The 26,939-nt window shown below is 72.9% G+C and carries 24 protein-coding genes; 9 read left to right on the top strand and 15 right to left on the bottom strand.

Annotation, left to right across the window (positions count from 1 at the left end; all coding sequences use genetic code 11):
- Positions 1 to 1,292 (bottom strand): helix-turn-helix domain-containing protein (locus JGS39_RS14860; RefSeq protein ID WP_236065736.1); only part of this gene is annotated, 1,292 nt, incomplete at its 3' end.
- Between the two features lie 195 nt (positions 1,293 to 1,487).
- Between JGS39_RS14860 and JGS39_RS14855 the strand changes: the two genes are divergently transcribed.
- Positions 1,488 to 2,855: a M64 family metallopeptidase gene (locus JGS39_RS14855; protein WP_219569489.1), complete on the top strand. Its 1,368-nt coding sequence runs from the start codon at positions 1,488 to 1,490 to the stop codon at positions 2,853 to 2,855.
- An 89-nt stretch (positions 2,856 to 2,944) separates the two neighbouring features.
- On the opposite strand, the gene JGS39_RS14850 is transcribed toward JGS39_RS14855, so the two are convergent.
- The 5 genes from JGS39_RS14850 to JGS39_RS14830 form a co-directional block, all read right to left on the bottom strand.
- A complete protein-coding gene (locus tag JGS39_RS14850; protein ID WP_219569488.1) occupies positions 2,945 to 3,892 on the bottom strand; it encodes a DUF4862 family protein in 948 nt (315 codons plus the stop codon).
- A 186-nt stretch (positions 3,893 to 4,078) separates the two neighbouring features.
- Complete coding sequence (locus JGS39_RS14845) at positions 4,079 to 5,236, bottom strand: acetyl-CoA C-acetyltransferase (RefSeq protein WP_219569487.1); 1,158 nt, start codon at positions 5,234 to 5,236, stop codon at positions 4,079 to 4,081.
- Between the two features lie 32 nt (positions 5,237 to 5,268).
- Positions 5,269 to 5,871: a TetR/AcrR family transcriptional regulator gene (locus JGS39_RS14840; RefSeq protein ID WP_219569486.1), complete on the bottom strand. Its 603-nt coding sequence runs from the start codon at positions 5,869 to 5,871 to the stop codon at positions 5,269 to 5,271.
- Positions 5,868 to 6,653, bottom strand: coding sequence for an SDR family oxidoreductase (locus JGS39_RS14835; RefSeq protein WP_219569485.1), 786 nt, complete (start codon positions 6,651 to 6,653; stop codon positions 5,868 to 5,870). The genes JGS39_RS14840 and JGS39_RS14835 overlap by 4 nt, the downstream gene beginning before the upstream one ends.
- Positions 6,650 to 7,852, bottom strand: coding sequence for an acyl-CoA dehydrogenase family protein (locus JGS39_RS14830; RefSeq protein ID WP_219569484.1), 1,203 nt, complete (start codon positions 7,850 to 7,852; stop codon positions 6,650 to 6,652). The genes JGS39_RS14835 and JGS39_RS14830 overlap by 4 nt, the downstream gene beginning before the upstream one ends.
- A 46-nt stretch (positions 7,853 to 7,898) precedes the next feature.
- Between JGS39_RS14830 and JGS39_RS14825 the strand changes: the two genes are divergently transcribed.
- The 7 genes from JGS39_RS14825 to JGS39_RS14795 all read left to right on the top strand — a co-directional run bounded on the left by JGS39_RS14825 (position 7,899) and on the right by JGS39_RS14795 (position 16,547).
- Positions 7,899 to 8,747 (top strand): enoyl-CoA hydratase, encoded by an 849-nt coding sequence (locus JGS39_RS14825; protein ID WP_219569483.1) that lies wholly within the window; start codon positions 7,899 to 7,901, stop codon positions 8,745 to 8,747.
- Positions 8,747 to 9,922, top strand: coding sequence for an acyl-CoA dehydrogenase family protein (locus JGS39_RS14820; protein WP_219569482.1), 1,176 nt, complete (start codon positions 8,747 to 8,749; stop codon positions 9,920 to 9,922). The genes JGS39_RS14825 and JGS39_RS14820 overlap by 1 nt, the downstream gene beginning before the upstream one ends.
- A complete protein-coding gene (locus JGS39_RS14815) occupies positions 9,922 to 10,914 on the top strand; it encodes an acyl-CoA dehydrogenase family protein (RefSeq protein WP_219569481.1) in 993 nt (330 codons plus the stop codon). Before JGS39_RS14820 ends, JGS39_RS14815 begins: the two co-directional genes overlap by 1 nt.
- Entirely contained in the window at positions 10,911 to 11,987 is a 1,077-nt protein-coding gene (locus JGS39_RS14810; protein ID WP_219569480.1) for an acyl-CoA dehydrogenase family protein, read from the top strand. Before JGS39_RS14815 ends, JGS39_RS14810 begins: the two co-directional genes overlap by 4 nt.
- A 35-nt stretch (positions 11,988 to 12,022) precedes the next feature.
- The gene (locus JGS39_RS14805; protein WP_219569479.1) at positions 12,023 to 12,811 is read left to right on the top strand and encodes an SDR family oxidoreductase; all 789 of its coding nucleotides are present in this window, start codon (positions 12,023 to 12,025) and stop codon (positions 12,809 to 12,811) included.
- A gap of 401 nt (positions 12,812 to 13,212) precedes the next feature.
- Positions 13,213 to 14,043: an ABC transporter ATP-binding protein gene (locus JGS39_RS14800; RefSeq protein WP_219569490.1), complete on the top strand. Its 831-nt coding sequence runs from the start codon at positions 13,213 to 13,215 to the stop codon at positions 14,041 to 14,043.
- Positions 14,040 to 16,547: an ABC transporter permease gene (locus tag JGS39_RS14795; protein ID WP_219569478.1), complete on the top strand. Its 2,508-nt coding sequence runs from the start codon at positions 14,040 to 14,042 to the stop codon at positions 16,545 to 16,547. Before JGS39_RS14800 ends, JGS39_RS14795 begins: the two co-directional genes overlap by 4 nt.
- 18 nt (positions 16,548 to 16,565) lie before the next feature.
- Here the strand turns inward: JGS39_RS14795 and hsaA are convergent, their stop codons facing one another.
- The 4 genes from hsaA to JGS39_RS14775 all read right to left on the bottom strand — a co-directional run bounded on the left by hsaA (position 16,566) and on the right by JGS39_RS14775 (position 21,907).
- Positions 16,566 to 17,732 (bottom strand): 3-hydroxy-9,10-secoandrosta-1,3,5(10)-triene-9,17-dione monooxygenase oxygenase subunit, encoded by a 1,167-nt coding sequence (gene hsaA / locus JGS39_RS14790; protein WP_219569477.1) that lies wholly within the window; start codon positions 17,730 to 17,732, stop codon positions 16,566 to 16,568.
- 42 nt (positions 17,733 to 17,774) lie between these two features.
- Positions 17,775 to 19,358: a FadD3 family acyl-CoA ligase gene (locus JGS39_RS14785; RefSeq protein WP_219569476.1), complete on the bottom strand. Its 1,584-nt coding sequence runs from the start codon at positions 19,356 to 19,358 to the stop codon at positions 17,775 to 17,777.
- Between the two features lie 217 nt (positions 19,359 to 19,575).
- Positions 19,576 to 20,205, bottom strand: a complete 630-nt coding sequence (locus tag JGS39_RS14780) for an SDR family NAD(P)-dependent oxidoreductase (protein WP_236063525.1) — start codon at positions 20,203 to 20,205, stop codon at positions 19,576 to 19,578.
- A 133-nt stretch (positions 20,206 to 20,338) separates the two neighbouring features.
- Positions 20,339 to 21,907, bottom strand: a complete 1,569-nt coding sequence (locus JGS39_RS14775; RefSeq protein ID WP_219569475.1) for an FAD-binding protein — start codon at positions 21,905 to 21,907, stop codon at positions 20,339 to 20,341.
- Between the two features lie 176 nt (positions 21,908 to 22,083).
- Here JGS39_RS14775 and JGS39_RS14770 point away from each other — a divergent pair, with 176 nt between their 5' ends.
- Positions 22,084 to 22,695 (top strand): TetR/AcrR family transcriptional regulator, encoded by a 612-nt coding sequence (locus JGS39_RS14770; protein WP_219569474.1) that lies wholly within the window; start codon positions 22,084 to 22,086, stop codon positions 22,693 to 22,695.
- A gap of 41 nt (positions 22,696 to 22,736) precedes the next feature.
- Here the strand turns inward: JGS39_RS14770 and JGS39_RS14765 are convergent, their stop codons facing one another.
- The 5 genes from JGS39_RS14765 to JGS39_RS14745 all read right to left on the bottom strand — a co-directional run.
- Positions 22,737 to 23,678 (bottom strand): 3-oxoacyl-ACP reductase, encoded by a 942-nt coding sequence (locus JGS39_RS14765; RefSeq protein WP_219569473.1) that lies wholly within the window; start codon positions 23,676 to 23,678, stop codon positions 22,737 to 22,739.
- A gap of 99 nt (positions 23,679 to 23,777) precedes the next feature.
- Complete coding sequence (locus tag JGS39_RS14760; RefSeq protein ID WP_219569472.1) at positions 23,778 to 24,593, bottom strand: 2-keto-4-pentenoate hydratase; 816 nt, start codon at positions 24,591 to 24,593, stop codon at positions 23,778 to 23,780.
- Entirely contained in the window at positions 24,586 to 25,443 is an 858-nt protein-coding gene (locus JGS39_RS14755; RefSeq protein WP_219569471.1) for a MaoC/PaaZ C-terminal domain-containing protein, read from the bottom strand. Before JGS39_RS14755 ends, JGS39_RS14760 begins: the two co-directional genes overlap by 8 nt.
- The gene (locus tag JGS39_RS14750; protein ID WP_219569470.1) at positions 25,440 to 26,621 is read right to left on the bottom strand and encodes a lipid-transfer protein; all 1,182 of its coding nucleotides are present in this window, start codon (positions 26,619 to 26,621) and stop codon (positions 25,440 to 25,442) included. Before JGS39_RS14750 ends, JGS39_RS14755 begins: the two co-directional genes overlap by 4 nt.
- A partial coding sequence (locus tag JGS39_RS14745; RefSeq protein ID WP_219569469.1) for a hotdog family protein occupies positions 26,618 to 26,939 on the bottom strand: 322 nt, incomplete at its 5' end. The genes JGS39_RS14745 and JGS39_RS14750, both read right to left, overlap by 4 nt.

Below are 26,939 nucleotides of genomic sequence, written 5' to 3'. Positions count from 1 at the left end.
GCGCGCTGCACGCCGGCGGCTCCCGTCTGTTCGAGCAGGGAGAGCGCGGTCGCGTAGTGCAGTTCGGCCGCCTCGGCGTCACCGGCCTCCTCGGCGATCAGCCCGAGCAGCCGGTGGGCGCCGCCGGCGTGCAGCGCGCCGCGGCCGGGCTTCAGCCCGGCCAGCAGGCTTTCCAGAAGTTCCGCGGCCTCCGCCGACTTCCCGCCCCTTCGCAGGACGTCGGCGAGTTCGACCTCCACCTGTGAGACGTACAGGGCGGCCCGCTTGGAGACCAGCATCGAGTGCGCGATGCGCAGCTCCGTCTCCGCCTGTGCGAGGTCGTCGTGCTGGGCACAGACATAGCCGCGCATCCAGTGGCAGTGAGCCAGTTCGGTACGGATCTGGAGCTGCTCGTAGAGCTCGGTGGCCCGTGCCAGCGATGCCTGTGCGGCGTCGACCCTGCCCTCGGCCAGCAGCGTGCGCGCCACGGTCCGGTGCATGGTGGCGACCAGGGCGGGGTCGGACACCTGCGGTACCAGGGCGAGGGCGAGTTCGGCCGCCTGCGCGGCACGGGCGTGGGCGCCCATGTCCATGTACGGGGCGATCGAGGCCGTGTAGAGCTGGAGCAGCGCGCCGGGGTCGTGCAGGCCGGACGTGTTCAGTCCGTCGATGGCGCTTTCCAGCAGGTAGCACGCGTAGCGCAGTTCACCGGCCAGGTAGTGGGCGACCGACCTTCCCCGGACCGCCCGGGCCCGGGCGGGGAGCGGATCGTCGGCCAGTGCGTGCTCGGCCGCCTCGAACCGGGCCAGGGCCTCGGTCAGTTCGCCCGTCTCCAACGCGCATTCCCCGAGGCCCACCAGCGCCGCCGCCCGCTCCTGGGTGAGCCCGTACTCCTCGGCGCGGCCGAGGATCTGCTCGTAGGCGGCCCGCGCGTCGGCGGCGTCCTCGACGGCCAGGGTCCGCTGGGCGTCGGCCAGCCCCATCCGCAGGGAGGTGGCGATGTGGGTGGGTTTGCCCGTGGCGAGTTCCTCGTGGGCGACGCCGAGCCGCTCGGCGAGATGGCGGAGGCCCGCTTCGGAGGGCCGCACCTTGCCGGCTTCCAGGGTGGAGACGTACGCGGCGGTGTACGCGGGTTCGGCGAGCTGTCGCTGGGTCAGTCCGCGTTCCTTGCGGAGCCGCTTCACGCGGCGGCCGATCGCGGCCGGTGCGTCCGGCGCCTCCTCCTGTGCCGGGCCGGGCCGCCCGGGCGCCCCGCCGCCGTCCGCCTCAGTCGTGCCGGTGTGCGCCATGACCGTCCTTCTTCCTGTGCCCATGCCCGGATTCTCCCGTTGGCGAAGCGCCCAGTTATCCAAAAGCAACATCATTCCCGCCCTCGCACCCGTTGTGCGCCTCCTCGCCGAAGCCTAAGTTAAACCGCAACTCAAACCGACTGAACCAATGACTTAATTCAGCCCGGGTGTTGGAGGACGTCGGCCGCCGACGAACCGGACACCGGAGTGAGGATCGGCATGCGCACGAACAGATCCACCGCCATATCCGTCGGCGTCGCGTTCACGGCGATCATCGGCGCCGCCCTCGCCACCCCCGCGGCCGCCCTGGACCCGGAGCCCGTCCAGAAACCGCGTGTCTCCGTCGAGTACTTCCCCGAGCCCGGTGGCGAGGGCCGCCGGACCGAGGTCCCGGTCAACACGGATACGGTGAGCGGCCGTCCGGCCGCCCGGAGCCTCGCCCCGGCCGCGGGGACGACCGACGGGGAGGTGGGGAAGCTGTCGGTGACCGGCTCCTCGGCCGACCGGCTCGACGTGGTGATCGTGGGCGACGGCTACACCGCCGACCAGCAGGATGCCTTCCACACCGCGGCGGCCACGAAGTGGGCGGCCATCACGGACATCGAGCCCTATGCCAGCTACCAGGGCCTGATGAACGTGTGGACCGTCGACGCGGTGTCGGCCGAATCCGGCATCACCGGCGACCCCACCGCCGACGTCGCGAAGGACACCGCGCTCGGCAGCTACTTCTGGTGCTCGGAGACCGAGCGGCTGATCTGCGCCGACATCGACAAGGTCGCCTCCTACGCCGCGAAGGCCCCCGAGGCCGACCTGGTCATCGTCATCTCCAACTCCACCAAGTACGGCGGCGCCGGCTACTCCGGCCTGGAGGCGGAGGGCTACCCGTTCGACGGCGTCTCCACGCTCTCCTCCGACAACGTGCAGTCGAGCATGATCGCGGCCCACGAGATCGCCCACTCGGTGGGACTCCTGGCGGACGAGTACACGTACGACAGTTACGGCACCTGGACGGGCGGCGAGCTCCCCGACATCAACTCCAGCACCTTCACCGCGGAGCAGATGGCCGCCAACCGGACCAAGTGGTACCGCTGGCTCGGCGAGACCGACCCCACGGGTGGCACCGTCGGCACGTACGAGGGCAGCAGCTACTACCCCTTCGGGATCTACCGCCCGACCGGCAACTCCATCATGCGGGCCCTGAACATCAGTGAGTTCAACCTTCCCGGACGCGAGGCCATGATCGCCGGCTTCTACCGCGAGGCCAACGCGCTGAGCAGCGAGACCGGTACGGACTCCGCGATCCTGCGGACCAGCCGCATCAAGGTCTCCCGGGCAGAGCTCACCGGCCTCGCCGCACCGGAGCTGCGCTGGTACGTGGACGGCCGCCCCGTGAAGCGGGCGCAGGGTCTCTCCTCCGTCGCCCCCGCCGCACTGGGTGTCCCCGCGGACGGCAGGACGCACATCGTCACGGTCACGTCCGTGGACCGGACCGCGTCGGTCCGCGACCCCGAGGTCCGTGCCGAGGCCACCGAGAAGCTGACCTGGACGGTCAAGGCTTCCGGGCGCAAGGGCCACAAGCAGCACTGACGAACGGCCGTTCACCGGCCACGGGCACGACCACCGCGCCGGGCCGGGACTCCGTGGTCCCGGTCCGGCGCAGCAACGCCGCCGCTCCGTCAGCGACTCCCGGCGGCCGTGGCGGTCCCACGCGCGGGCAGGAGCCGCATGAGGCGGCCCACCATCGCGAGCCTCTCGTCGACCGTGGCATCGCCGGGAACCTGGATCTTCGCGCCGGCGTAAGCGATCGTGCCTTCCGCCGCGCGGAGGCAACGGCGCACCTCGTCCGCGTCCATCAGGGACGTGGGCTCGTCCTCGGCGAGAGGCAGATGCGCGTCCGCCCACGGCCCCCCGTACGCGTTCGCGGCCGGGCCCGCACCGGAGAACATGACGCCCTCCAGCAGCCCTTCGGAGGCGAGCCGGGTGATCTGGGCGAGCGGCCGGCCGGGGTCCCGCGCCTCGATCGCCGAACGGCCCCAGTTGACGGCGATACCGATCCCGCCTTGGCGTGCGAGGCGGATCTCGGCCTCCAGCGGCAGGAAACGCTTCTCCCCCGGGACGCCGGGCGCGTAGGCGTCGCAGTGCTCCAGGACGAGCCGGGTGGACCACGCGCCCGCGGCGGGTCCGCTCGCCGTGATCTCGTCGAGGGAACGGGCGAACATCTCCGCGACCGCGGTCGTCGAGGGCGCGGTGTGGATGTGGAGGACGGACACCGACTGTTCGCCGGTGAGCTGGTTCAACTCCTCGGCGGCGGTACGGGCCTCCAGGAGGAACCCGAGCGCCGCCTGCCGGCCGTCGGGGTCCGCGGAGGCGAGCCCGAAGGTGCCCGAGGCGCCCACGCGCGCCATCGTGCCCGGAATCAGCGTGAGCACGGAACGGGTGAAGCGGCCGCGCACCTGTGCGGCCAGCCAGGGAACGTCCTCACCCAGTCCGTCGCGGTAGGGGATCTCCAGCCCGTCGGCGATCTCCCGGCCGGCGAGCCCTTCGTAGAAGCGTTCCTGGTCGGCGCGCATGGAGGGAAGGGCCGCATACGCGCCCACGAGCGCGGCGGGCAGTGCTGTGTTCATGGTGTCGGGTCTCCCGTACCGTGCGATTGGGCCCGGCAGGGCAGGCGGGACACCCGCCCCTCGGCTCACGGTCCGGGGAGACTCTACCCAAGATCAGACGTCTGATGTCTAGGGCCCGGGTTCCGATGTGGCCCCGGTGCCCCGCCCTGCGACGGGCCACCGGGGGCCGAGCGCGGGCCCGGCCGCTCAGAGCCGTTCGATGATGGTCACGTTGGCCTGGCCGCCGCCCTCGCACATGGTCTGCAGGCCGTAGCGGCCGCCGGTGCGCTCCAGTTCGTGGAGCAGGGTCGTCATCAGCTTGGCGCCGGTGGCACCCAGCGGGTGGCCGAGCGCGATGGCGCCGCCGTTGACGTTGACCTTGTCGGGGTCGGCGCCGGTCTCCTTCAGCCAGGCGAGGACGACCGGCGCGAACGCCTCGTTGATCTCCACGAGGTCCATGTCGCCGATGGACATCCCGGCCTTCTTCAGCGCGTACGCCGTCGCCGGAATGGGCGCCGACAGCATCCGGATCGGGTCCTCCCCGCGCACGGACAGGTGGTGGATGCGGGCGCGGGGCGTCAGGCCGTGCTCGGCGACGGCCCGCTCGGAGGCGATGAGCAGCGCCGAGGCGCCGTCGGAGACCTGCGAGGAGACACCGGCGGTCAGCCGGCCGCCCTCGACGACCGGCTTGAGGCCGGCCATCTTCTCCAGCGAGGTGTCCCGGCGCGGCCCCTCGTCCACCGTCACGTCGCCGTACGCGACGGTCTCCCGGGCGAACCGGCCCTCGTCGATGGCGCGGGCGGCCCGCTGGTGCGAGCGGAGCGCGAAGTGCTCCATGTCCTCACGGGAGATGCCCCACTTCTCCGCGATGAGTTCGGCGCCGTGGAACTGGTTGACGGGCGCGTCGCCGTAGCGGGCGCGCCAGCCCTCGGAACCGGCGTACGGGCCGTCGGTCAGGCCCAGGGGTTCGGCGGCCTGGCGGCTGGCGTAGGCGATGGGGATCATCGACATGTTCTGCGTGCCGCCGGCGACGACAAGGTCCTGGGTGCCGGACATGACGCCCTGGGCGGCGAAGTGGACGGCCTGCTGGGAGGAGCCGCACTGCCGGTCGACGGTGGTGCCGGGCACCTCCTCGGGGAGACCCGCCGCGAGCCAGGCGGTGCGGGCGATGTCCCCGGCCTGGGGGCCGACGGTGTCCAGGCAGCCGAAGACGACGTCCTCCACCGCGGCCGGGTCGATCCCGCTGCGCTCGACCAGCGCCCTGATGACATGGGCGCCGAGGTCGGCGGGGTGGACGGCAGAGAGACCGCCCTTGCGCCGGCCGACCGGGGTGCGTACCGCTTCGACGATGTAGGCCTCGGCCATGACTGCTCCTTCGTAAGTGAGATGAGGGGGTATCAGGTCTTGGTGGTGATGCCCGCGAGGACCATCGACAGGTACTGGCGGGCGATCTCCTCAGGGCTGTGGGTGCCGCCGGGGCGGTACCAGGAGGCGGCCACCCAGACGGTGTCGCGGACGAAGCGGTAGACCAGCCGGACGTCCAGGTCACCCCGGAAGGCGCCTTCGGCCACTCCGCGCTCCAGCGTGCGCAGCCAGGCGTTCTCGAACTTCAGCTGGGAGTCGGCGAGATAGGCGAAGCGGGGCTGGGCGGACAGGTGCCTGGACTCCCGCTGGTAGATGGCCACCGCCGGCCCGTGCCGGTCGATCTGCCGGAAGGACTGGGTGACGAGCGCCCCGATCGCCTCGCGCGGCCCCAGCCCGGCGGCGAGGACCGTGTCGTATCCGGTCCACAGTTCGTCCAGGAAGGCGGAGAGGATCTCGTCGAGCATCGACTCCTTGGAGTCGAAGTGGTAGTAGAGGCTGCCCGCGAGCATCCCCGCCTCGTCCGCGATGCGGCGGACCGTGGTGGCGTTGTAGCCCTGGGCGGCGAACACCTCGGCGGCGGTCGCCAGGAGTTCGGCGCGCCGTTCGGCGCTGGCGGTCCCGGTGATCGCCGTCACGCCCTCTGGCTGCTGACGGAGACGGTCTCCCCCGTCATGTACGAGGAGTAGCCGCTGGCCAGGAAGACGATGACGTTGGCGATCTCCCAGGGCTCCGCGTACCGGCCGAAGGCCTCGCGTTCGGTGAGTTCGGCGAGGAGCTCCGGGGTGGTGACCTTCACCAGGTGGGGGTGCATGGCGAGGCTCGGGGCGACCGCGTTGACGCGTACACCGAAGTCGGCCGCCTCCAGGGCGGCGCACCGGGTGAGGGCCATGACACCGGCCTTGGCGGCGGCGTAGTGGGCCTGGCCGCGCTGGGCGCGCCAGCCGACCACGGAGGCGTTGTTGACGACGATGCCGCCGGTGGCGCGGTCCTTGAAGTGGCGCAGGGCGGTGCGGGTGCAGCGGAAGGTGCCGTTCAGGGTGACGTCGAGGACCCTTGCCCACTGCTCGTCGGTCATGTCGACGAGGTCGGCCGTGCCGCCGAGACCGGCGTTGTTGACCACGATGTCGAGACCGTCGTGGCGTTCCGCGGCGAGCGCGAACAGGGCGTCGACCTGCTGCTGGTCGGTGACGTCGCAGGGCAGCGCGGCGACGTTGTCCGCGCCGAACTCCTCCGCGAGGGCGGCGGCACTCTCCTTCAGCCGGCGTTCGTGGGCGTCGCCGATGACGATCCGGGCGCCTTCCTCCAGGAACTTGCGGGCGGTCGCTCCGCCGATGCCGGCGCCCGCGGCGGCGGTGATCACGGCGGTGCGTCCGTCCAGAAGGGAGTGGCCCGGTACATAGGGCGGCTGCGGGGTCACGGGCGGATCTCCTTGGGCAGGCCGAGGACGCGCTCGGCGATGATGTTGCGCTGGATCTCGTTGGATCCGGCGTAGATGGTGTCGGAGCGGGAGAAGAGGAACAGCCGCTGCCAGTCGTCGAGTTCGTAGGGGGCCTCAGGCACGGTCATGCCGCCGGCGCCGAGGACCGCCATGGCGAGCTCACCGAGTTCCCGGTGCCAGGTGGCCCAGAAGATCTTCCCGATGGACGCCTCGGGACCGGGGGCGCCCGCCGCCACGCCGTCGAGCATGCGCAGGGCGTTGAACCGGATGGTCTCCAGTCCTGTCCAGGCGCGGGCGAGCCGGTCGCGGATCAGCGGGTCGTCCGCGGCGCCGCTTCGCCGGGCCAGGTCGATGAGGGTCTCCAGTTCGCGCCGGAAGCCGACCTGCTGGCCGAGGGTGGAGACGCCGCGCTCGAAGCCGAGGGTGGCCATGGCGACCCGCCAGCCGTCGCCGGGTTCACCGACGATGTTCGCCGCGCCGGTGCGGGCGCCGTCGAAGAAGACCTCGTTGAACTCGGAGGTGCCGGTCAGCTGCTGGATCGGCCGTATCTCCACTCCCGGCTGGTCGAGCGGGACCAGGAGGTAGGAGAGGCCCGCGTGGCGGGTGGAGCCCGCTTCGGTGCGGGCGACGACGAAGCACCACTGGGCGTCGTGGGCGAGTGACGTCCAGATCTTCTGCCCGGTGACCACCCAGTCGCCCCCACTCCCGGCCCCACTCGATCGGGAGGTGCCACCTTCGTCCCGCACGGCCCGGGTCCGTACGTTCGCCAGGTCGGACCCGGCGTCCGGCTCGCTGTAGCCCTGGCACCACAGCTCCTCGACGGCGACGATCGGCGGCAGGAAGCGGGCTCGCTGCTCGGGCGTGCCGAACGCCACCAGGGTCGGGCCGAGCAGTTGCTCCCCGATGTGGTTGACGCGTGCGGGAGCGTCGGCCAGGGCGTACTCCTCGTGGAAGGCGACCTGCTGCTCGATGGTCGCGCCCCGGCCTCCGTGTTCCTCGGGCCAGCCCACACACGTCCAGCCCTCCGCGGCCATGTGCCGTTCCCAGGCGAGCCGTTCGGCGAACGCCTCGTGCTCACGGCCGGGTCCGCCGCGACCGCGAAGGCCCGCGAAGGCGCCGGTGAGGTTGGCGGCCAGCCAGCCGCGGATCTCGGTGCGGAACTCCTCGACGCTGCTCATGGGGGTACGTTAATCTACCAAACACTTGTTAGGGAAGGAGGGGCCGATGTCCACTGCCCACGACGAACCGGTGCGCTACGAGAAGCGCGGCCCTGTCGCGACGGTCACCATGAACCGGCCCGACTACCGCAACGCGCAGAACTCCGCGATGACCTACGCCCTGGACCGGGCGTTCTACCGCGCGGCCGACGACAGCGAGGTGAAGACCGTCGTCCTGGCCGGAGCGGGCAAGCACTTCTCCGCCGGCCACGACATCGGAACCCCGGAGCGTGACGCGCATCTGCCGTTCGAGCGCCGGGCGGGACTCTGGTGGGACCACTCGGACAAGGAGGGCGCGGAGAGCCGCTTCGCCCGCGAGTCCGAGGTGTATCTGGGGATGTGCCGCCGCTGGCGGGAGCTGCCCAAGCCGGTCATCGCGTCCGTGCAGGGCGCGTGTGTGGCGGGCGGTCTGATGCTCGCCTGGGTGTGTGACCTGATCGTGGCCTCACAGGACGCGTTCTTCGCCGATCCCGTGGTCCGGATGGGCATCCCCGGCGTCGAGTACTTCGCCCACCCGTGGGTGATGCCGCCACGGATCGCCAAGGAGTTCCTCTTCACCGGTGACCGGATGAGCGCGCAGCGCGCGTACGAGGTCGGCATGGTGAACCGGGTCGTCGCCCGTGACGAACTGGCCGAGCGTACGGAGGAGTTGGCCCTGCGCATCGCGGAGATGCCGCGCATGGGCCTGGCGCTGACCAAGCGCGCGGTCAACCAGGCCGAGGACCTCCAGGGCATGCACACCGGCATGGACTCGGTGTTCGGCCTGCACCACCTGGCGCACGCGCACAACGCCGAGACCGCGCCGGACGCACTCGGCGGCATGGACATCCGGGCGATGAAGAAGGCGGGCGCCTGATGGACCTCGAATTCGACGCGGCCGACGAGGCGTTCCGTACCGAGGTACGCGACTGGCTGGCCGCCCACGTCCCGGCCACTCCCCTGCCGTCCCTGGAGACCGCCGAGGGCTTCGCCGCGCACCGGGAGTGGGAGGCGGCCCTGGCCGCGGACCGCTGGTCGGTGGTCTCCTGGCCCGAGGAGTTCGGTGGGCGTGGCAGTTCCCTGCTGCACTGGATGATCTTCGAGGAGGAGTACTACGCCGCCGGGGCTCCCGGCCGGGTCAGCCAGAACGGCATCAGCCTGCTGGCCCCGACGCTCTTCGAGAACGGCAGCGCCGGGCAACGGGCCAGGATCCTGCCCGCCATGGCGCGCGGTGAGGTCATCTGGGCGCAGGCCTGGTCCGAGCCGGAGTCCGGCTCGGACCTGGCGTCGCTGAAGTCGACGGCCGTGCGGGCCGAGGGCGGCTGGCTGCTCAGCGGCCAGAAGACGTGGTCCTCGCGGGCGGCCTTCGCCGACCGGGCCTTCGGACTGTTCCGCAGCGACCCGGACGCGGACCGGCCGCACCGGGGGCTCACGTACCTGATGTTCCCGCTGGACGCCGAGGGCGTGACCGTGCGGCCCATCGGGCGGCTCGACGGGAAGCCCGCCTTCGCCGAACTCTTCCTGGACGAGGTGTTCGTACCCGACGAGGACGTCATCGGCGAGCCCGGCCAGGGCTGGCGGGTCGCGATGAGCACCACCGGCAACGAGCGCGGGCTCACCCTGCGCAGCCCCGGCCGCTTCACGGCCGCCGCGGAGCGCCTGACCGCCCTATGGCGGGAACACGGCGACCCGGCGGACACGGCCCTGCGCGACCGGGTCGCCGACGCGGTGATCGGGGCCCGCGCCTACCGCCTGTTCTCCTACGCGGGCGTCTCCCAGGTCCTGCACGGCGACGGCGGCCCCGCCGGGGCCGTCTCCAGCCTCAACAAGATCTACTGGTCCGAGCTGGACATAGCCCTGCACGAGACGGCGCTCGACCTGCTCGGTCCGTACGGCGAACTCGCCGACCACGCCACCCAGTCGCCGGACCACGGCAGCTGGTCCGAGGGCTACACCTTCTCGCTGGCGGGCCCCGTCTACGCGGGCACCAACGAGATCCAGCGCGACATCATCGCCGAGCGGCTGCTCGGCCTGCCGAAGGGGCGCCGCTGATGCGTTTCCTCCTGGACGCCGAGCAGCGGGACTTCGCCCGCTCGCTCGACGCTCTGCTCACCTCATGCGACACCCCGTCCGTCGTCCGGTCCTGGGCGGCCGGAGACCATGTCCCGGGGCGTGCCGTCTGGGCCCGGCTGGCCGAGGCCGGAGTGTTCGCGCTCGCGGTTCCGGAGCGGCACGAGGGGTTCGGACCACTGCCCCTCGAACTCACCCTCGCCTTCGAGGCGCTGGGGCGCCACGCCGTCCCCGGGCCACTGGTCGAGACGGTGGCGGCGGCGGCCCTGCTGGACCGGCTCGGCGACGACCGCATCGCTGCCGGCCGGCTGCCCGGGATCGCCTCCGGGAAGTCGACAGCCTCCCTCTGTCTGACCTCGCTCGGCCCGTACGCCCTGGACGCCGACATGGCCGACGCGGTGTTCGTGGTGGACGGCGACATCTTGCGCCTCGCCACCGGAACGGGGGCCGTGCAGCCCTCGGCGGACCCCGCTCGGCGGCTGTCACGGCCGTCGGACGGAACGGTCCTCGCCCAGGGCCCGGCGGTGGCCGCGGCCGCCCGGTACGCCGCCGACGTGGCCGCGCTCGCCACCGCCGCCCAGTGCCTCGGGGTCGGCCGGGCCCTGCTGGCACGCACCGTCGAATACGTCACGCAGCGCACCCAGTTCGGGGTGGCGATCGGCTCCTTCCAGGCGGTCAAGCACCGGCTGGCCGACACCCTGCTGGCCCTGGAGTTCGCCGGGCCGCTGGTGCACGGCGCCGCGCTCGCGCTCGCCGCGGGCGACGAGAGGGCGGGCGGCGACATCGCCGCGGCCAAGGTCACGGCGGGCGAGGCCGCGTACGCGGCGGCGCGCACGGCTCTGCAACTGCACGGCGCCGTGGGCTACACCGACGAACTCGACCTTTCCCTGTGGATCCGCAAGGCCCGCCCGCTGCGCGACGCCTGGGGCACTCCGGCCGCCTGCCGGGCCCGCGTCGTAGGAGCGGACCGATGAGACTGACGCAGGAACAGGAAGAGCTGCGCACCGCCGTACGCGCCCTGCTGATGCAGCATCAGGGTCAGTCCGCCTGGGTGCCGTTGGCCACGCAGATCGGCGCGGCCGGCCTGACGGTGCCCGAGGAGTACGGCGGGGCGGGCGGCGGCGCCCGCGATGTCCATGTGCTGATGGAGGAGCTGGGCCGGACGCTGAGCCCGCTGCCGTGTCTGGGCTCCACGGTGCTCACAGTGGGTGCGCTGCTGGCCTCCGGGGACAAGGAGGCGTGCGGGCGGTTGCTGCCGGGGCTCGCCGAGGGTGCCTCGGTGGGCGCCCTGGCCTGGGCCGAGCAGGGATCCTGGGACCACGGGGCGATACGCGCCGAGGCGGTCCGGCCCTCCGGGGGTGGCCCCTGGCTGATCACCGGGACCAAGGAGTACGTGCTGGACTGGCCCGGCATGGACGTCCTGCTCGTCGCCGCCCGTACCGCCCATGGAGTGTCGCTCTTCGAGGTGGCGCCGGGCACCGCCGGGGTCCGGCGGGAGCCCGTCGTGACCATGGACGGGACCCGGGCCCAGGCCCGATGGGTGCTGGACGAGGCAGAGGGACGCCTGCTGGGCGTCGACGGCGACGGCGGGCGGTATCTGGACCACGTGCGGGATCTGGCCTGCACGGCGCTGGCCGCCGAGCAGGTGGGCGCGGCCGAGCGCTGTCTGGAGCTCACCGTCGAATACGCCAGGAACCGGGTCCAGTTCGGACGGCCCATCGGCTCGTTCCAGGCGGTCAAGCACCGGCTGGCCGACGCCTACGTCCTCGTGGAGTCGGCGCGTTCGACGGCGCTCGGTGCCGCGTTCGCCGCCGACGAGGACCCGGGCGCACTGCCACGGGCCGCCGCCGTCGCCAAGTCCGTCTGCTCCGAGGCGTTCTCGGCGGTGGCCGCCGAGATGATCCAGCTGCACGGCGGAATCGGGATCACCTGGGAGCACGACGCGCACCGCTACTTCAAACGGGCGCACGGGTCGGGCGAGCTGTTCGGGCCGCCCGCCCGCCACCGGGCGCGGCTCGCCGCCGGGCTCGGCCTGACCACCAACTGACCAGATCCCGTCAGACGGAAGAAGGGGCGCAACACATGGACATCGGCAAGCCGTTGGACTTCACGGGGCACGTGGTACTGGTCACCGGCGGCACCAAGGGAATCGGTGCCGCCATCGCCGGGGCGTTCCTCGGCGCCGGGGCGGACGTGGTGGTCTGCGGCCGCACCACCCCCGCCACCCTGCCCACGGCCGGGGGCCGGACGGCGGTCTTCGTCCCGGCCGACGTACGCGATCCGGCCGCGGCGTCCTCGCTGGTGGACACCGCGGTGGAACGCTTCGGCCGGCTCGACGTGGTCGTCAACAACGCGGGCGGTTCCCCCGACGCCGACGCGGCCACCGTCTCACCCCGCTTCGTGGAGAAGATCGTCGCACTCAACCTGCTCGCGCCGTTCTACGTGGCGCAGGCCGCCCACCGCGTCATGCGGGCCCAGGACGGTGGCGGTTCGGTCATCAACATCGGCAGCGTCTCCGGCCAGGACCCGCAGCCCGGCACCGCCGCCTACACGGCCGCCAAGGCCGGGCTGCTGGCCCTCACGAAGGCACTGGCCCTGGAATGGGCGCCGGCGGTCCGGGTCAACCACATCACGACGGGGCTGATCCGCACCGAGAGCGCGGCATCCGTCTACGGCCCGGACGGCGGCGCGGCGGTGGCGGGCGTCATCCCGATGGGGCGGATGGCGGTCCCCGACGACGTCGCCCGCGCCTGCCTGTTCCTCGCGGGCGGCCTGTCCGGATACGTCAACGGGGCGGACCTCGCGGTGCACGGGGGCGGGGAGTTCCCCGCCCGCTATCTGGCGGCGAGGGCGGCCGGCGGGGCGGAGTGAGCGACGCGGGACGAGCGGCAGCCGTCCCGCACACGAGGGGCCGCCAGGGCCGCCTCCCCCGCGGCGGCCCCTTCCGGAACCACCGGGCCGTGGCGATCCGGCGCAGGACGCCCAGGACGCTGCCGGGCGCCGGCTGACCGACCGGGCGCTGACGGGCCGGTGAGCCGCGGGGCTCCCGGTGGCCGGTGAACACCGGGGCCGGGTGGGGCCGGGTGGCCGAGGCGATCGTGACGGCCGATCCCAATCTGCCGGCGATCCTCGTCGGGGTCCTCGTCCCTGACGACGATGGCCCCGGCCTCGGGTTATCCCCACCCCTGATCCGCCAGCAGCCGCCATGGTCCGTCCTCACCGTGATCCGTAGCGTCGGAGTCATCGGCTCGAAGGATCACGAGAGGACGGACATGAGGCTGCGCGGCGGCACAGGACGGCAGACGGGCGACCGCCCGGAGGTCCAGGACACGTCCGGTCCGGACACGTCCGGTCGGGCCGTCGAACTGCGCGGCGTGCGGCGGCGGTACGGCCGCGGCGCCGGTGCCGTGCACGCGCTCGCCGGCATCGATCTGGTTCTGCCGCGCGGCACGTTCACCGCGGTCATGGGGCCGTCCGGGTCCGGCAAGTCCACGTTCCTGCAGTGCGCCGCCGGTCTCGACCGTCCGTCGGCGGGCTCGGTACACCTCGGAGGTACGGAGATCACCGGCATGGGCGAGACCAGGCTGACCGAACTCCGCCGCAGCCGCGTCGGCTTCGTCTTCCAGGCCTTCAACCTGCTGCCCTCGCTCACCGTGGAACAGAACGTGCTGCTGCCCATGCGCCTGGCCGGGCAGCGCCAGGACCGCCACCGGGCGGAGGCGGTCCTGGCGCAGGTGGGCCTCGCCGGCAAGGCGCGGCGCCGGCCGGGCGAGCTCTCCGGCGGCCAGCAGCAACGCGTGGCCATCGCCCGCGCCCTGATCACCGCCCCTGACGTGATCTTCGCCGACGAGCCGACCGGCGCCCTCGACACCGTCACCGCGGCCGAGGTCCTCGGGCTGCTCCGGCACGCCGTCGACACCCTCGGAGCCACCGTCGTCATGGTCACCCACGACCCGGCGGCCGCCGCCTGGGCCGACCGCGTGCTCTTCCTCGCCGACGGCGCCCTGGCCGGCGCCCTCGACCGCGGCTCGGCGGACCGGATCGGGGCGCGCATGGCCGCTCTCGCTCCCCGTCGCGACTCGCCGGCAGGGGCCGCGGTATGAGGCGCCTCGCCCCCAACGGCCTGGCCCGCGCGGCCGTCCGCTTCAAGCCCGCGTCGTTCGCCGGTACCTTCGTCGCGCTGATGATGGCGGCGCTGATCGTCTCGGCCTGCGGGATCCTGCTGGAGACGGGCGCCCGCGCGTCGGTTCCGGCCCAGCGGTACGCGCGGGCGCCGGTCGTCGTCGCGGCGGACCAGTACGCCCGCCTCGTCACGGGCAGCGGTGACAGCCGGTCCGAGTCGGCGAACCCGCTGCCGGACACGGCTCGTGTGGACACCGCGCTGGCCGGCAAGGCGGGCCGTGTGCCGGGCGTCGCGGCGGCGGTGCCGGACTTCATGTTCCCGGTGCGCCTGGGCGAGGACGCTCTGACGGGCCACGGCTGGGGATCGCACGCCTTCACCGGCACCGCGCTCACCTCCGGTGCCGCGCCCCGGGCGGGCGAGGTCGTGCTCGACGCGGCAGCGGCCCGTACCGCGAAGGCCGGTGTCGGTGACATCGTCGCGCTCGAAACCGCGTCCGGCCGGGCGGACTTCCGCGTCTCCGGGCTGGCGGGCGCGGGCCCGGGCGATGCGGCCGAGGTGGCGACGGGCTGGTTCGCCGACGTCCAGTCGTCCGTGCTCGCCGGGCATCCCGGCAAGGCCGACGCCATCGTCGTCCTGGCGAAGGACGGTGCCTCCCCCGCGGACAGCCCGGCCATTGCCGCCGGTGTGCGGAAGGCGCTCGCCGGCACGGGGGCCGAGGTCCGCACCGGCGACGGCCGCGGCGCCGTCGAGGACCACGGGCTGGCCTATGCCAAGGAGACGCTCACGGGACTCGGGGGCTCGTTCGGCGGAATCGCCGCCCTGGTCGCCGTCTTCACGATGTCCGGCACGGTCGCCCTCTCCGTCGCCCAGCGCGCCCGGGAGTTCGCGCTGCTGCGCGCCGTCGGCGCCACTCCGCGGCAGATCCGCCGCGCGGTCGCCTCCGAAGCACTGCTCGTCGCGCCCCTGGCCGGTCTGATCGGCTGCCTGCCGGGGATCGGGCTCGCGCACTGGTGGTTCGCGCAGCTGAAGGACCGCGGGGCCGTCCCGGACGCGGTGGACCTGCGGGTCTCGTGGATCCCGCTCGTCGTCGCGGTCGGCGTCGGGCTGCTGACCGCGCTCACCGCCGGCTGGGCGGCCGGACGCCGGCCCGCGAGGATCAAGCCGGGCCGGGCGCTGACCGAGGCTTCGGTGGAGCGGCTGCGTCCCGGCGTGATCCGTACCGTCCTGGGCCTGTGCGCCCTCGTCGGCGGCGGGTTCTTCACCGTCTTCGCCGCCCGCTCGGCCGGGGACGACGCGGCCAACGCCGCACTCGGTGTCGTCATGCTGTTCATGCTCGCCGTCGCCCTGCTGGGCCCTCTGGTGGCGCGGCTGTGCGCCGCGCTGATCGGGCTCGCGCTGGACGGGCACGGCGCCGCCCCGGCCACGCTCGCCGCCGCCAACTCCCGTGCCAACGCCCGTCGGCTGGCCTCCGCCATCACCCCCATCGTGCTGGCCATGGCCTTCGCGTCGACGCTCGCCTTCATGCACACGAGCGAGAGCCATGTCGCGGCGGAGCAGTTGCGCGCCGGAGTGACCGCGGACCACGTCGTCACCCACCCCGCCGGGCTGCCCGCCGATGCCGTCGGCCGGGCCGCCCGCGCGCCCGGCGTGGCCGCCGCCGTGGGCCTGCTCGACACGCAGGTGCTCGTGCCGGTCGGGTCGGGCGGCGACCGATGGCTGCAGGGTTCGTCGGTCCAGGGCGTCTCGGGCTCCGGCGCGCAGCTCGGACAGGTTCAGGACCTCGATGTGCGCGGTGGCAGCCTGGACCGGGTCGGCGAGGGCCGGATCGCCGTCGACAGGACGCTCGCCATGTCGGCGAAGGTGGAGGTGGGCGACAGGCTGCCGATGTATCTCCCGGACGGCACCAGGACCAGCCCCGAGGTCGTCGCCGTGTACGGCAGGGGGCTCGGGCTCGCCGCCGTCACCATGGACCGCGCCTCGCTGACCGGCCACGTCACGTCCGGTTTCGACACCACACTTCTGGTGCGCGGCGGAAACGCGAAGGCCCTCGCCCCGCTGGGCACGGTCACCGACGCGTCCGGCTACGCGGTCGAGGAGACCACCGACCACGAACTCAACGCCTGGGCCAACTACATGATGGCCGGGGTCCTGGGCGGCTTCGCCGCGATCGCCGCCGTCAACACCCTCGTGATGACCGTCCTGGACCGCCGCCGCGAGCTCGGCATGCTCCGTCTCGTCGGCGCCACCAGGCGTCAGGTGATGGACATGCTGCGCTGGGAGGGCCTGCTGGTGGCGGTGGCCGGTGTCGTCCTGGGTACCGCCATCGCCGCGGCCACCCTCTTCCCGATGGTGCGCGGCCTGACCGGTGAGACCCCGTACGTGCCCCCGCTCGCGTACGGGTCCTTCGCCGCCACCGCGGTGGGCCTCGCCCTGCTCGCCGTCACGCTCCCGGCACGCGGGGCGCTCGGTGCCCGGAAGGCCTGATGTGCGGGCGACCGCGGGTCAGACCAGGTTGTCCTCGACCGTCAGGCCGAAGGCTCCGCGCCCGTACATGGCCAGTGCGCGCTCCACGTCGTTGGCGACGTGGACGCTGCCCGCGTGGGCGTCGCGCCAGGCCCGTTCGACGGGGTTGCCGCGCCGCAGCGCGTTGCCGCCGGCGGTCTTGAAGAGCAGGTCGATCGCGGCGACGGCCCGTTCCGTGCCCCGGACCTGGTCACGCCGGGTGCGCAGCCTCAGCTCCACCGGTATCTCCTGTCCGGCGGAGGCGAGTTCGAGCAGCTCGCGCATGTTCCGGTCCATCTGGAGCACGGACGCGTCGATGTCGGACGCGGCCCGCGCGATGGCGACCTGGGCGAACGGGTCGTCGGCGAAGTTCCCGCCGCCCAGGCTGAGCCGCACCCGCTCCTTCATGCGCGCCACGTAGGAGGCGTATCCGCCGGACACGGCCCCGAGCACCGGCGCGGTGACGGCGCTGGTGAAGATCGCGCCGAACGGCAACCGGTACAGCGGACCCGGGTTGACCTGCTGCCCCGGCACCTTCAACTGCGCCTGTTCGTAGTTGCGGAGCACCCGGTGCGCGGGTACGAACGCGGTCTCGACGACGACGTCGTTGCTGGCGGTGCCCCGGAGCCCGACCACGTCCCACATGTCCTCGATGCGGTAGTCGGACCGGGGCACCAGCACGGTGAGGAAGTCCACCGGCCGCCCCTGCGCCCCGACGACGAGGGCGCCGAGCAGGGCCCACGACGCGTGCTCGCAGCCGGAGGAGAAGCTCCACCGGCCGGCCAGCTCGTAGCCGCCGTCGACAGGGGTGAGCCGGCCCACGGGTGCGTACGACGAGGAGATGCGGGTGTCCGGGTCCTCGCCCCACACGTCCTGCTGTGCCTGCTCGGGGAACAGGCCCAGCTGCCACGGGTGGACGCCCAGGACGGATGCCACCCAGCCGGTGGAACAGCACACCGCGGAGATCTCGCGCACCACCCGGTAGAAGTCGACCGGGTCGCTCTCCAGGCCGCCGAACCCCGACGGCTGGAGCATCCGGAACACCCCGGCCCCGGACAGCTCCCGGATCGTCGCGGCCGGGATGCGCCGCGCCTCGTCCGTGGTGACGGCCCGCTTCTCGATGGCCGGCAGCAGGGCGCGTACCGATTCCAGAACCTCGTTGCCCATAGTCCGTCCTCCATACCCTTGTCGCCCGGTGAGGCGTGTCGGTCAGACCGTCCGCAGGACGGTCTTGTCCACCTTTCCGGTGGCATTGCGGGGAAGGGCCCCGAGGATGACGACCTCGCGCGGGACCTTGAAGTTGGCGAGCCGCTCGCGGCAGTGGCCGACGAGCTCGTCCGGCCCCGTCCCTGTGCCCGGCCGCACCGTCACGTACGCGCGTCCGACCTCACCGAGCCGGGCGTCCGGGACGCCGACCACGGCGGCCTCGGCGACGGCGTCGTGGCCGGTGAGCACCTGCTCGACCTCGGCCGGATAGACGTTGAACCCGCCGACGACGAACATCTCCTTGGACCGTCCCGTGATCACCAGATTGCCCCGGGGGTCGAGGTGGCCGATGTCGCCGGTGTCCAGCCAGCCGTCGGCGTCGACCGCCGCCGCGGTGGCTTCGGGATCGTCGAGGTAGCCGTGCATCACGTGGTAACCGCGTACCAGGATCCGGCCGTCCTGCCCGGCCGGGAGCGGGCGCCGGCCGCCGTCGGCGACGAGCACCTCGGTGCCGTCGATGGGACGGCCGGCGGTCAGGGCCACGGTCTCGGCGTCGTCGTCGGCCGAGCAGACGGTGACCGTGCCGCAGGTCTCGGTCAGTCCGTACGCGGTGAGGACCTCGGGGAAGAGTTCGGCGCGCATCCGCCGCACGAGGGCGACCGGGACGACGGCAGCACCGGTCACCGCCAGCCGCAGCGACGACAGGTCGAAACGGTCCCGGCCGGGCGCGTCCAGCAGTTCCGTGTAGATCGTGGGCGGGCCCGGCAGTACGGTGATCCGCTCGGCCTCCACGGCGCGCAGCGCCCGGCCCACGTCGAACACCGGCTGCAGCACCATCGTGGCGCCGCGGAGCAGGCACGCGAGTACGCCGGCCTTGTAGCCGAAGCAGTGGAACATCGGATTGATGACGAGGTAGCGGTCGTCACCGGTGACTCCGGTCCGGCCGCTCCAGGCCCAGTAGGTGGCGAGGTTCTGCCGGTGCGTGGTGAGGGCGCCCTTGGGCCGGCCCGTCGTACCCGAGGTGAAGAGCAGGTCGCACGGGTCGTCGGGGTGGACGGCGGCGGTACGGGCCGTGACCTCGGCGTCCGGGAGGTGTGCGCCGCGGCCGAGGAACTCCTCCCAGGGCACGGTGCCGGGCGGGGTGGCGGCATCGAGGGTCACCACGTGTTCCAGCGCGGCGGGCCGGGGCTCCGGGGCGCCCTCATCCCCGGTGGCCAGCATGGACACATAGTCCTTGCCGAGGAAGCCGTTCTCGACGAACAGCAGGCGTGCGCCGCTGCGTCGCAGGAGCAGCCGCGCCTCGGCGCCCTTGTAGCGGGTGTTGACGGGGACCAGTACCGCGCCGGCCGATGTGGTGGCGAGTGCGGCGACGATCCAGTGGTGGCTGTTGGGTGCCCAGACGGCGACCCGGTCGCCGGGCCGGATGCCGAGCGCGAGGAGCGACCTCAGGGCCGCCCGTACCGCCGCGTGCAACTGGCTCCACGTCAGCCGTACGTCACCGTCCACGACCGCTTCCCTGCCGGGGTGCCGCCGCGCGGCGAGGTCGAGTGCGCCGGGAAGGGTGAGAGGGTACTCGTTTTCGCTCATCTGCTCTCCGGGAAGGGACGGACGGCCAGCACGGACGGATACTGATATGCCGTCAGGAGGACGGCGGGAGCATCTTCCTGGACGCTTCGTGTGCGGCGAGGGCGAGTTCGGCCCGGGGGAACCCGCTGCGCTTCTGTGCCGCCGCCGCATTGCCGCCGGCGACCAGAACGGGGCCGTCGGCGAGGTGTGCCAGCCCTTCCCGGGCGACGTCGTCCGGTTACGCGACCCGCAGACCGGGCAGGTCCATACGCAGCCCGGCACGCTCCATCGCGGGGGTCCGGGTCACTCCGAGGACGAGTTCCAGGACGTGCACACCGTGCGGCCGCAGTTCCAGCCACAACCCCTCGGCGAACACCCGGCTGAAGGCCTTGGCCGCCGAGTAGACGCTGATCTGCGCCTGACCGAGGTATCCGGAGAGCGAGCCGACCAGCATGATGCCGCCCCGGCCGCGCTCCTTCATCAGGGCGCCGAAGTGGTGGGTGAGGGCCATTTGCGCGGTGATGTTGAGGTCGAGGACGCCCTGGACACGGGTCAGGTCGCCGGTGACGAACTCGTGGCCGTAGCTGTTGGCTCCCGCGTTGAAGATCAGCAGACCGACCTCGAGACCGTCGGTGACCGCACGGATCGCGGCCAGGGCTCCGGGGTCGAGCAGGTCCAGTTCGAGTGTGCGGACCTCGACGCCCTTGGCGCGCACCTTCTCGGCGGTCTCGTTCAGGGGGCCCGGCTTGCGGGCGATGAGCACCAGGTTGATCCCGGCGTCGGCGAGCCGGTCGGCGAACGCGGCGCCTACCCCCTCGGAGCCGCCGGCGACGACGGCCCAGGGCCCGTACACGTTCTTGTCGGTCATCGAGAACCTCTCTTGTTCCTGGCCGCCGCGGTGCCGCGACCGACCTGGCCGCCGCGGTGCCGCGACCGTAAATCGCTCGTGCGGGGGCGCGCCCCGGGCATCCCACTGGCCGGGATACCCGGGCCCCGGCCGGTCAGACGGCGTCGGCGGGCGGCCCCGCCATGTGCCGGACGGCCAGGTAGGCGAAGACCATGGCGGTGCCGATGGGGACGCCGGGGCCGGGATAGACGTCACCGGTGAACGAGGCGCTGGTGTTCCCGGCGGCGTACAGACCGGCCAGCGGGCGGCTGTCGACGTCCAGGACGCGGGCGTCCGCGTCGGTGCGCAGACCGCCCTTCGTACCGAGGTCGGCCAGGACCACCCGGGCCGCGTAGTACGGCGGCCGGTCGAGCGGGACCAGGCACGGGTTGGGTCCGGGGGCGTTCTTCCGGTCGGCGAAGAACAGGTCGTACGGGTCCTCGCCACGGTGGTGGTCCTCGTCCGTCCCGGCGGTCGCGAAGCCGTTGAACCGGCCGACGGTGTCCGCGAGGGTGCCGGCCGGCACGCCTATGAGCGCGGCGAGCTCCGGCAGCGATTCCGCCCGGACCCAGGTGCCGGCCGCCAGGTGGTCCGCCGGGTCGGCGGAAGGGACCGTGATGGCGGGCAGGGCGCCGCCCTCGCGGGAGTCGAAGATCAGGTGTACGGCCGCGTCCGGGCCGCCCCCGCCGGCGGCGATGGCGCGGCCCATGCGGTCGTACGGCAGCGACTCGTTGGCGAACCGCCGCCCCGAGCCGTCCACCATCAGACCGCCGCGCAGACCGAGGGTGAAAGCGGCCGATCCGTCCGGGAGTTCGGTCCCCGGGCACCACCAGGCCTCGCCCATGAGGCCGGTGGCCGCGCCGGCCGCGAGGGCGGCGCGAAGCAGCTCGCCGGTGTTGGTGCCGCGGGGCGCCATGGTCCGAGCGGCCCCGCCGGGCACTCCGTGCGCGGTACGCAGGGCGTCGTCGCCCTCGAAGCCGCCGGCGGCCAGCAGCACGCCGCGCCGGGCCCGTATCCGGACCGTGCCGTGCGGTGTGCGGGCCTCGACGCCGGTGACCCGTCCGTCCTCGGTGACGAGGGCGGTGACGTGGTGCTCGGTGCGCACGAGCGCGTTGCCGGTCCGGGTGGCCGCGAGCAGGAGGCGTCCGATCAGGGCGCGGCCCGCGGTCAGCGGCGCGCCGGCAGGGTGCCCCCGGCCCGCACGGTCCCGGTCGACCGCCGGACGGACCAGGGGCAGGAGCGCGCCGAGCAGCTCCGGGTCCAGGTCCAGCGGGACGAAGGAGCGCCCGGCGTCCATCCGGCCGGGGGCGGCCACGTAGTCGGGGAACGCGCGCCACTCGAACTCGATCGCGGGGTCGCGTTCGAGCCGGCTCACCAGTTCGGGGGCATGGCGAAGGAAGGCGGTTCTGCGGTGCGCTTCGGCGTCGCCGGTGAGGGCGCGCAGATAGGTGTCGGCCGCCTCGGTGGAGTCGCCGAGCCCGGCGCGTTCCTGCACCTGGGTCCCGGGCAGCCAGCAGGCGGCTCCGGAGTAGGCGGAGGTGCCGCCGAGCAGCGCCGTCCGTTCCAGCACCACGGTGTCGAGGCCGTCGCCCGCGGCCACCAGGGCCCCGGTCATCGCGCCCGCCCCGGACCCGACGACGATCACGTCGTGGGTGGCGTCCCAGTCCTGCCGGCCGTCCTGCATGGGATGACCCCTCCTGCCGCTCGGTGGTGTGCGTCCTCAGCAGACCCGTCCGGGGCAGGGATCCGGGGGTCCGGTCCCGCTGAGCGGTATGCCCGGGCGAGCGCACCTGACGCATGGCCGGGCCCGGCGTATTGTCTGTCCAGCTGTAGACACCACCGAGCTCCGGGAGAGAGCGCGTGCCCAGAATCGCCGAGGCCAGGGCCGGGGCAGAGCCCACTTCGCCCCGGCAGCGCGCACGCCGTCAGAGCATCCTGAGGGTGGCGGCGGACATCGCCGCCACGACGGGTCTCGAACGGGTGCAGATGCAGGAGGTCGCCAAGTCCGCAGGCGTCGCCATCGCCACCCTGTACCGGTACTTCCCGTCGAAGACCCATCTGTTCACCGCGCTGATGGCCGACCAGATCGAGGGATTCGCGGCCCGGGTGCCCGAGCGCCCGGCGGGCACCTCGCCCGAGGACGCCGTCTTCGAGACGCTGGGCAGCGCGACACGCAATCTGCTGCGCAGACCTGCCCTCGCCACGGCGATGATCCAGTCGGCGAACGCGGCCCGTGCCTCGACGGTCCCGGACCTGGCGCGGATCGATTCGGGGTTCATCGATCTGCTGGTGCGGGCCTGGGGTGTGGAGGAGCCGACCGACCACCACATCACCCGTCTGCGGCTGCTGATCCTGCTCTGGTACGGGGTGCTTCAGTCGCGGCTCAACGAGCGGCTCACCCCGCAGGAGGCCGACGCCGATCTGCGGATGGCCTGCCACCTCCTGCTCGCCCCGGAGACGGACGCCGGCTGACCCCGCCTCGACGGCGGGGCCGGCCGGGCGCGCCCGGCGCTTCAGCGGGTCTGCTGCGTCCCCGTCGTGTCGAGTCCGGCGACGCTGTAGGCGGCGTAGGTCCGGTGCGGGTCACGGCCGCGGAAGTACCCCGTCAGCTGCTCGTCGAGTTCGGCCGCGGTGAAGGTGCCGTCCGCGGCGGTGAACTTCTGCTCCACGGTGGGCGGGGCGAGCAGCGCGACCATGTCGCCGTAGACGACGAAGACCTGCCCGTTGATCTCGTCGGCGGCCGGGGAGGCCAGGTGTCCGACGAGGGTGGCGACGCGCTCGGGGGCCATGATGTCGAGGCCTCCCGGTGCGGTCGCGCCCTCGCCGAAGGCCTCGGCCGTCATGGCGGTGCGGGCTCGGGGGCAGATCGCGTTGGCGCGTACGCCGTAGCGGGCCAGGCCCTGCGAGGTGGCGAGGGTCAGCGCGGTGATGCCGGCCTTGGCCGCCGAGTAGTTCGGCTGGCCGGGGGACCCGAACAGGAAGGCCTCGGACGAGGTGTTGATCACGCGGCCGTAGACCGGGGCGCCCGAGGCCTTGCTCGCCGCGCGCCAGTGGACGGCCGCGGCGCGGGAGACCGCGGCGTGCCCCTTGAGGTGGATCCGCAGGACGTCGTCCCAGTCGGATTCGGTGAGGTTGAACAGCATCTTGTCGCGGAGGACGCCCGCGTTGTTGACGACGATGTCGAGGCTGCCGAAGCTCTCCACGGCGGCCTCGACCAGCCGGTCACCCATGGACCATTCACCGACGTCGCCGGTCACCGCCACGGCCCCGGTGCCGAGCGCCTTGACCTCCGCCGCCACGTCGTCGGCCGCCGGGCCGATGTCGTTCACCACCACGTTGGCGCCGAGCGCCGCGAGTGCCAGTGCCTCGGCGCGGCCGAGCCCCGCTCCCGCACCGGTGACGACTGCGGTGCGCCCCTGAAGGGGCTTCGCCGAGGGGGTGTGCGTCGCGCTCATGCTGCCTCATTCCGTGTTCCGTCGATCCGCTGGACAAGCGGGCGCACCCCGGGGGAACCGCCCCCGGGGTGCGCCGCACACAGAAAACTAGTATTGATTTCAGTTCTCGGCCGGGCGGTGTCCCGTTGAGTGGACGAAGCCGACGGAGACGGACCCGAGACCGTCGAAGTCGGCCCGGTACGACTCCCCCGGCTTCACGTCGACGGCCTTGGTGCACGACCCCGGCAGGATCACGTGACCGGCCTCCAGCCGCACCCCGAAGGACGCGACCTTGCGGGCCAGCCAGGCGACGGCCTCGGTGGGGTCGCCGAGCACCGCGCTGGTGTTGCCCCGGGCGATCTCCTCGCCGTCCCGGTGCAGGACCGCCTCGATGTCGGCCGGGTTCAGGTCGGCCGGCCGCACCCGGGCCGAACCGAGGATCACCCCGGCGGACGAGGCGTTGTCGGCGATGGTGTCGGCGAGCCCGATCCGCCAGTCCTTGATCCGGCTGTCGATGAGTTCGAGGCTCGGGACGATGTACTCGGTGGCTGCCAGGACGTCCTCGGTGGTGCACCCCTCCCCCGGCAGGCTCCGGCCCAGTACGTAGCCGATCTCGACCTCGATCCGGGGGCAGCAGTAGCGGTCCGCCTCGACGGGCGTCTGTTCGGTCAGCACCATGTCGGAGAGCAGGTGGCCGTAGTCCGGCTCGTCGACGCCCATCATCTGCTGCATGACCTTCGAGGAGAGGCCGACCTTGTGCCCCCGGACGGTGCGGCCCTCGGCCAGTTGCCGGCGGATGTTGATCAGCTGGATCCCGTAGGCGTCGCTCGCTTCGATGCCCGGCCAGGTGGTGGTGAGCGGCTCCACCGGGCTGCGGTCGCGCTGGGCGGCCCACAGCACCGCGGCGGCCTCGGCGCGCTGGGCGGGTTCAAGCATCGGGGTTCTCCGTCGGGTCGGGGGTGGTGGTACGGAATCGGGCCCGGCCGCCGGTGAGCACCGCACGTCCGTCATCGGCCGCAGCCTCGAAGCGCACGGCACGGTGGCCCGGACCTTCGTCGCCCGGGCCGTCGGTCCAGCCGGCCAGGGCGAGCCGGTCGCCGGGGAAGGCCGGTGCGGCGAACCGGGCCTCCAGTTCGGTCAGTTCGGCCGGGTGCGCGCCGAGGGTGCCGGCCAGGGGCAGCAGGCTCGCGGCGAGCGTGCACAGCCCGTGCAGGAACGGCCGGTCCATTCCGGCCGCCTTCGCCGCATCCGGGTCGATGTGCATGGCGTGCCGGTCGCCGAGCAGCCGGTAGAGGGCCGCCTGCCGGGCGTGCGTGGAGACGGTGAGGGCGTGCTCGGCCGGCCGGTCCGGGCGGCGCGGGGCGGACGGACCGCGTTCGCCGCCGAAGCCTCCACAGCCCGGCGCGAAGATCGACCAGGTGGCCGTGAACCGTTCGCAGGACACCTCGACGTCGAAGACGGCGGCGGCGCCCTTGTCGTGGACCGCGGCGACCCGGGCTGTCGTGGTCAGTTGGCCGGCTGACTCCAACGGGCTGTGCACGAACAGGCGTTGGCTGCCGTGCACGGCCGTGGTGACGTCGAAGGCACCCAGCGCGCCGAGCGCGTCGGGCGCCCACTGGGCCAGGGTCAGCGCGAAGGTGGGCAGCACCCTCAGCCGCTCCTCGTACACGAGGTCGAGCCGGTCGGCGGGGGCGCCGACCGCGAGCGCGTACAGGATCGCGTCGCGCTCGGTCCAGGAGACGGTACGGGTGCCGAGTCCGCGGCCCTCCCACGGGGATGCGGTCATCGGTCGGCTCCCAGGATCAGTCCGCTGGTGGGCACTCCGGTGCCGGCGGTGACCATGACGTGGTCGGCCTTGTCCGGCTGGTTCACCGAGGTGCCACGGACCAGCCTGACTCCCTCGGCGACGCCGTTCATACCGTGCAGATACGCCTCGCCCAGCTGCCCGCCATGGGTGTTGAAGGGCAGCCGGCCGCCGAGTTCCAGGTGGCCGTCGGCGATGAAGTCCTTCGCCTCGCCGGGCTTGCAGAAGCCCAGTTCCTCCAGTTGCGGCAGGACCAGCGGGGTGAAGTGGTCGTAGAGCACGGCCGCGTCGATGTCGTCCGGTCCGAGACCGCTCTGCGCGTACAACTGCCTTGCCACCAGACCCATTTCGGGGATGCCGGTGATCGTCGGCCGGTAGTAGCTGGTCATCATGTGCTGGTCGGCGCCGAGCCCCTGGGCCGCGGAGCGGATCACCGCGGGCGGGTGCGGAAGGTCGCGGGCGCGTTCGGCGGAGACGATCACCAGGGCCTGGCCGCCGTCGGTCTCCTGGCAGCAGTCCAGCAGCCGCAGCGGTTCGGCGATCCAGCGCGAGTCCCGGTGGTCCTGGAGGGTGATGGGACGGCCGTGGAACCAGGCGGCCGGGTTGTTCGCCGCGTGCTTGCGGTCCACCACGGCGACCCGGCCGAAGTCGTCCGTGGTGGCGCCGTATTCATGCAGATAGCGGCGGGCGAACATCGCCACCCACTGGGCCGGGGTGCTCAGCCCGAAGGGGGTCATCCAGGCGTAGGCCGCCCGGTCCGCGGTGGTGTCCATGGGGCGGGCGGCCTGCCCGAGCCCGTAGCGCTCGCCGGAGCGTTCGTTGAACGCCCGGTAGCAGACCACCACGTCGGCGACCCCGGTGGCCACGGCCATGGCGGCCTGCTGCACGGTGGCGCAGCCGGCTCCGCCGCCGTACCCGATGCGGGAGAAGAACGTCAGGTCACCCATGCCGGTGTTGCGGGCCACGTGGTTCTCGGCGTTGGTCTCCGCGGTGAAGGTGACCAGCCCGTCCACGTCGGACGGTTTCAGGCCCGCGTCCGCGACCGCGGCGAGCACCGCCTCGCAGGCGAGCCGGAGTTCGCTGCGGCCGGAGTTCTTGGAGAACTCGGTGGCGCCGATTCCGGCCACCGCCGCGGCACCCGACAGCGGTACCGCGGTCATCGGTCCTCCTCCGGAAGCTGCACCGAGACGTTCCCGGTGACATGGGCACCCAGGCTGTTGGCGCCCGTGACCGCGATCTCGACGCGGCGGTCGGCGTCCGACTTCGCGGTCACCGTTGCGGTGAGCACCATCGTGTCGCCGGGGTGGTTGGGGGCGCCGAGCCTGATCCGGATGGCCTTGACGACGGAGGCGGGGCCCGCCCAGCCGGTGACGTACCGGTCGACCAGCCCGTTGCTGGTCAGGATGTTCATGAAGATGTCCTCGGAGCCGCGTTCCCGCGCCAGTCCGGGGTCGTGGTGGACGTCCTGGTAGTCGCGG

This window comes from Streptomyces poriferorum (assembly GCF_019399235.1).
Classification (GTDB): domain Bacteria; phylum Actinomycetota; class Actinomycetes; order Streptomycetales; family Streptomycetaceae; genus Streptomyces; species Streptomyces poriferorum.
This window is presented reverse-complemented; position numbering and strand designations above follow the sequence as displayed.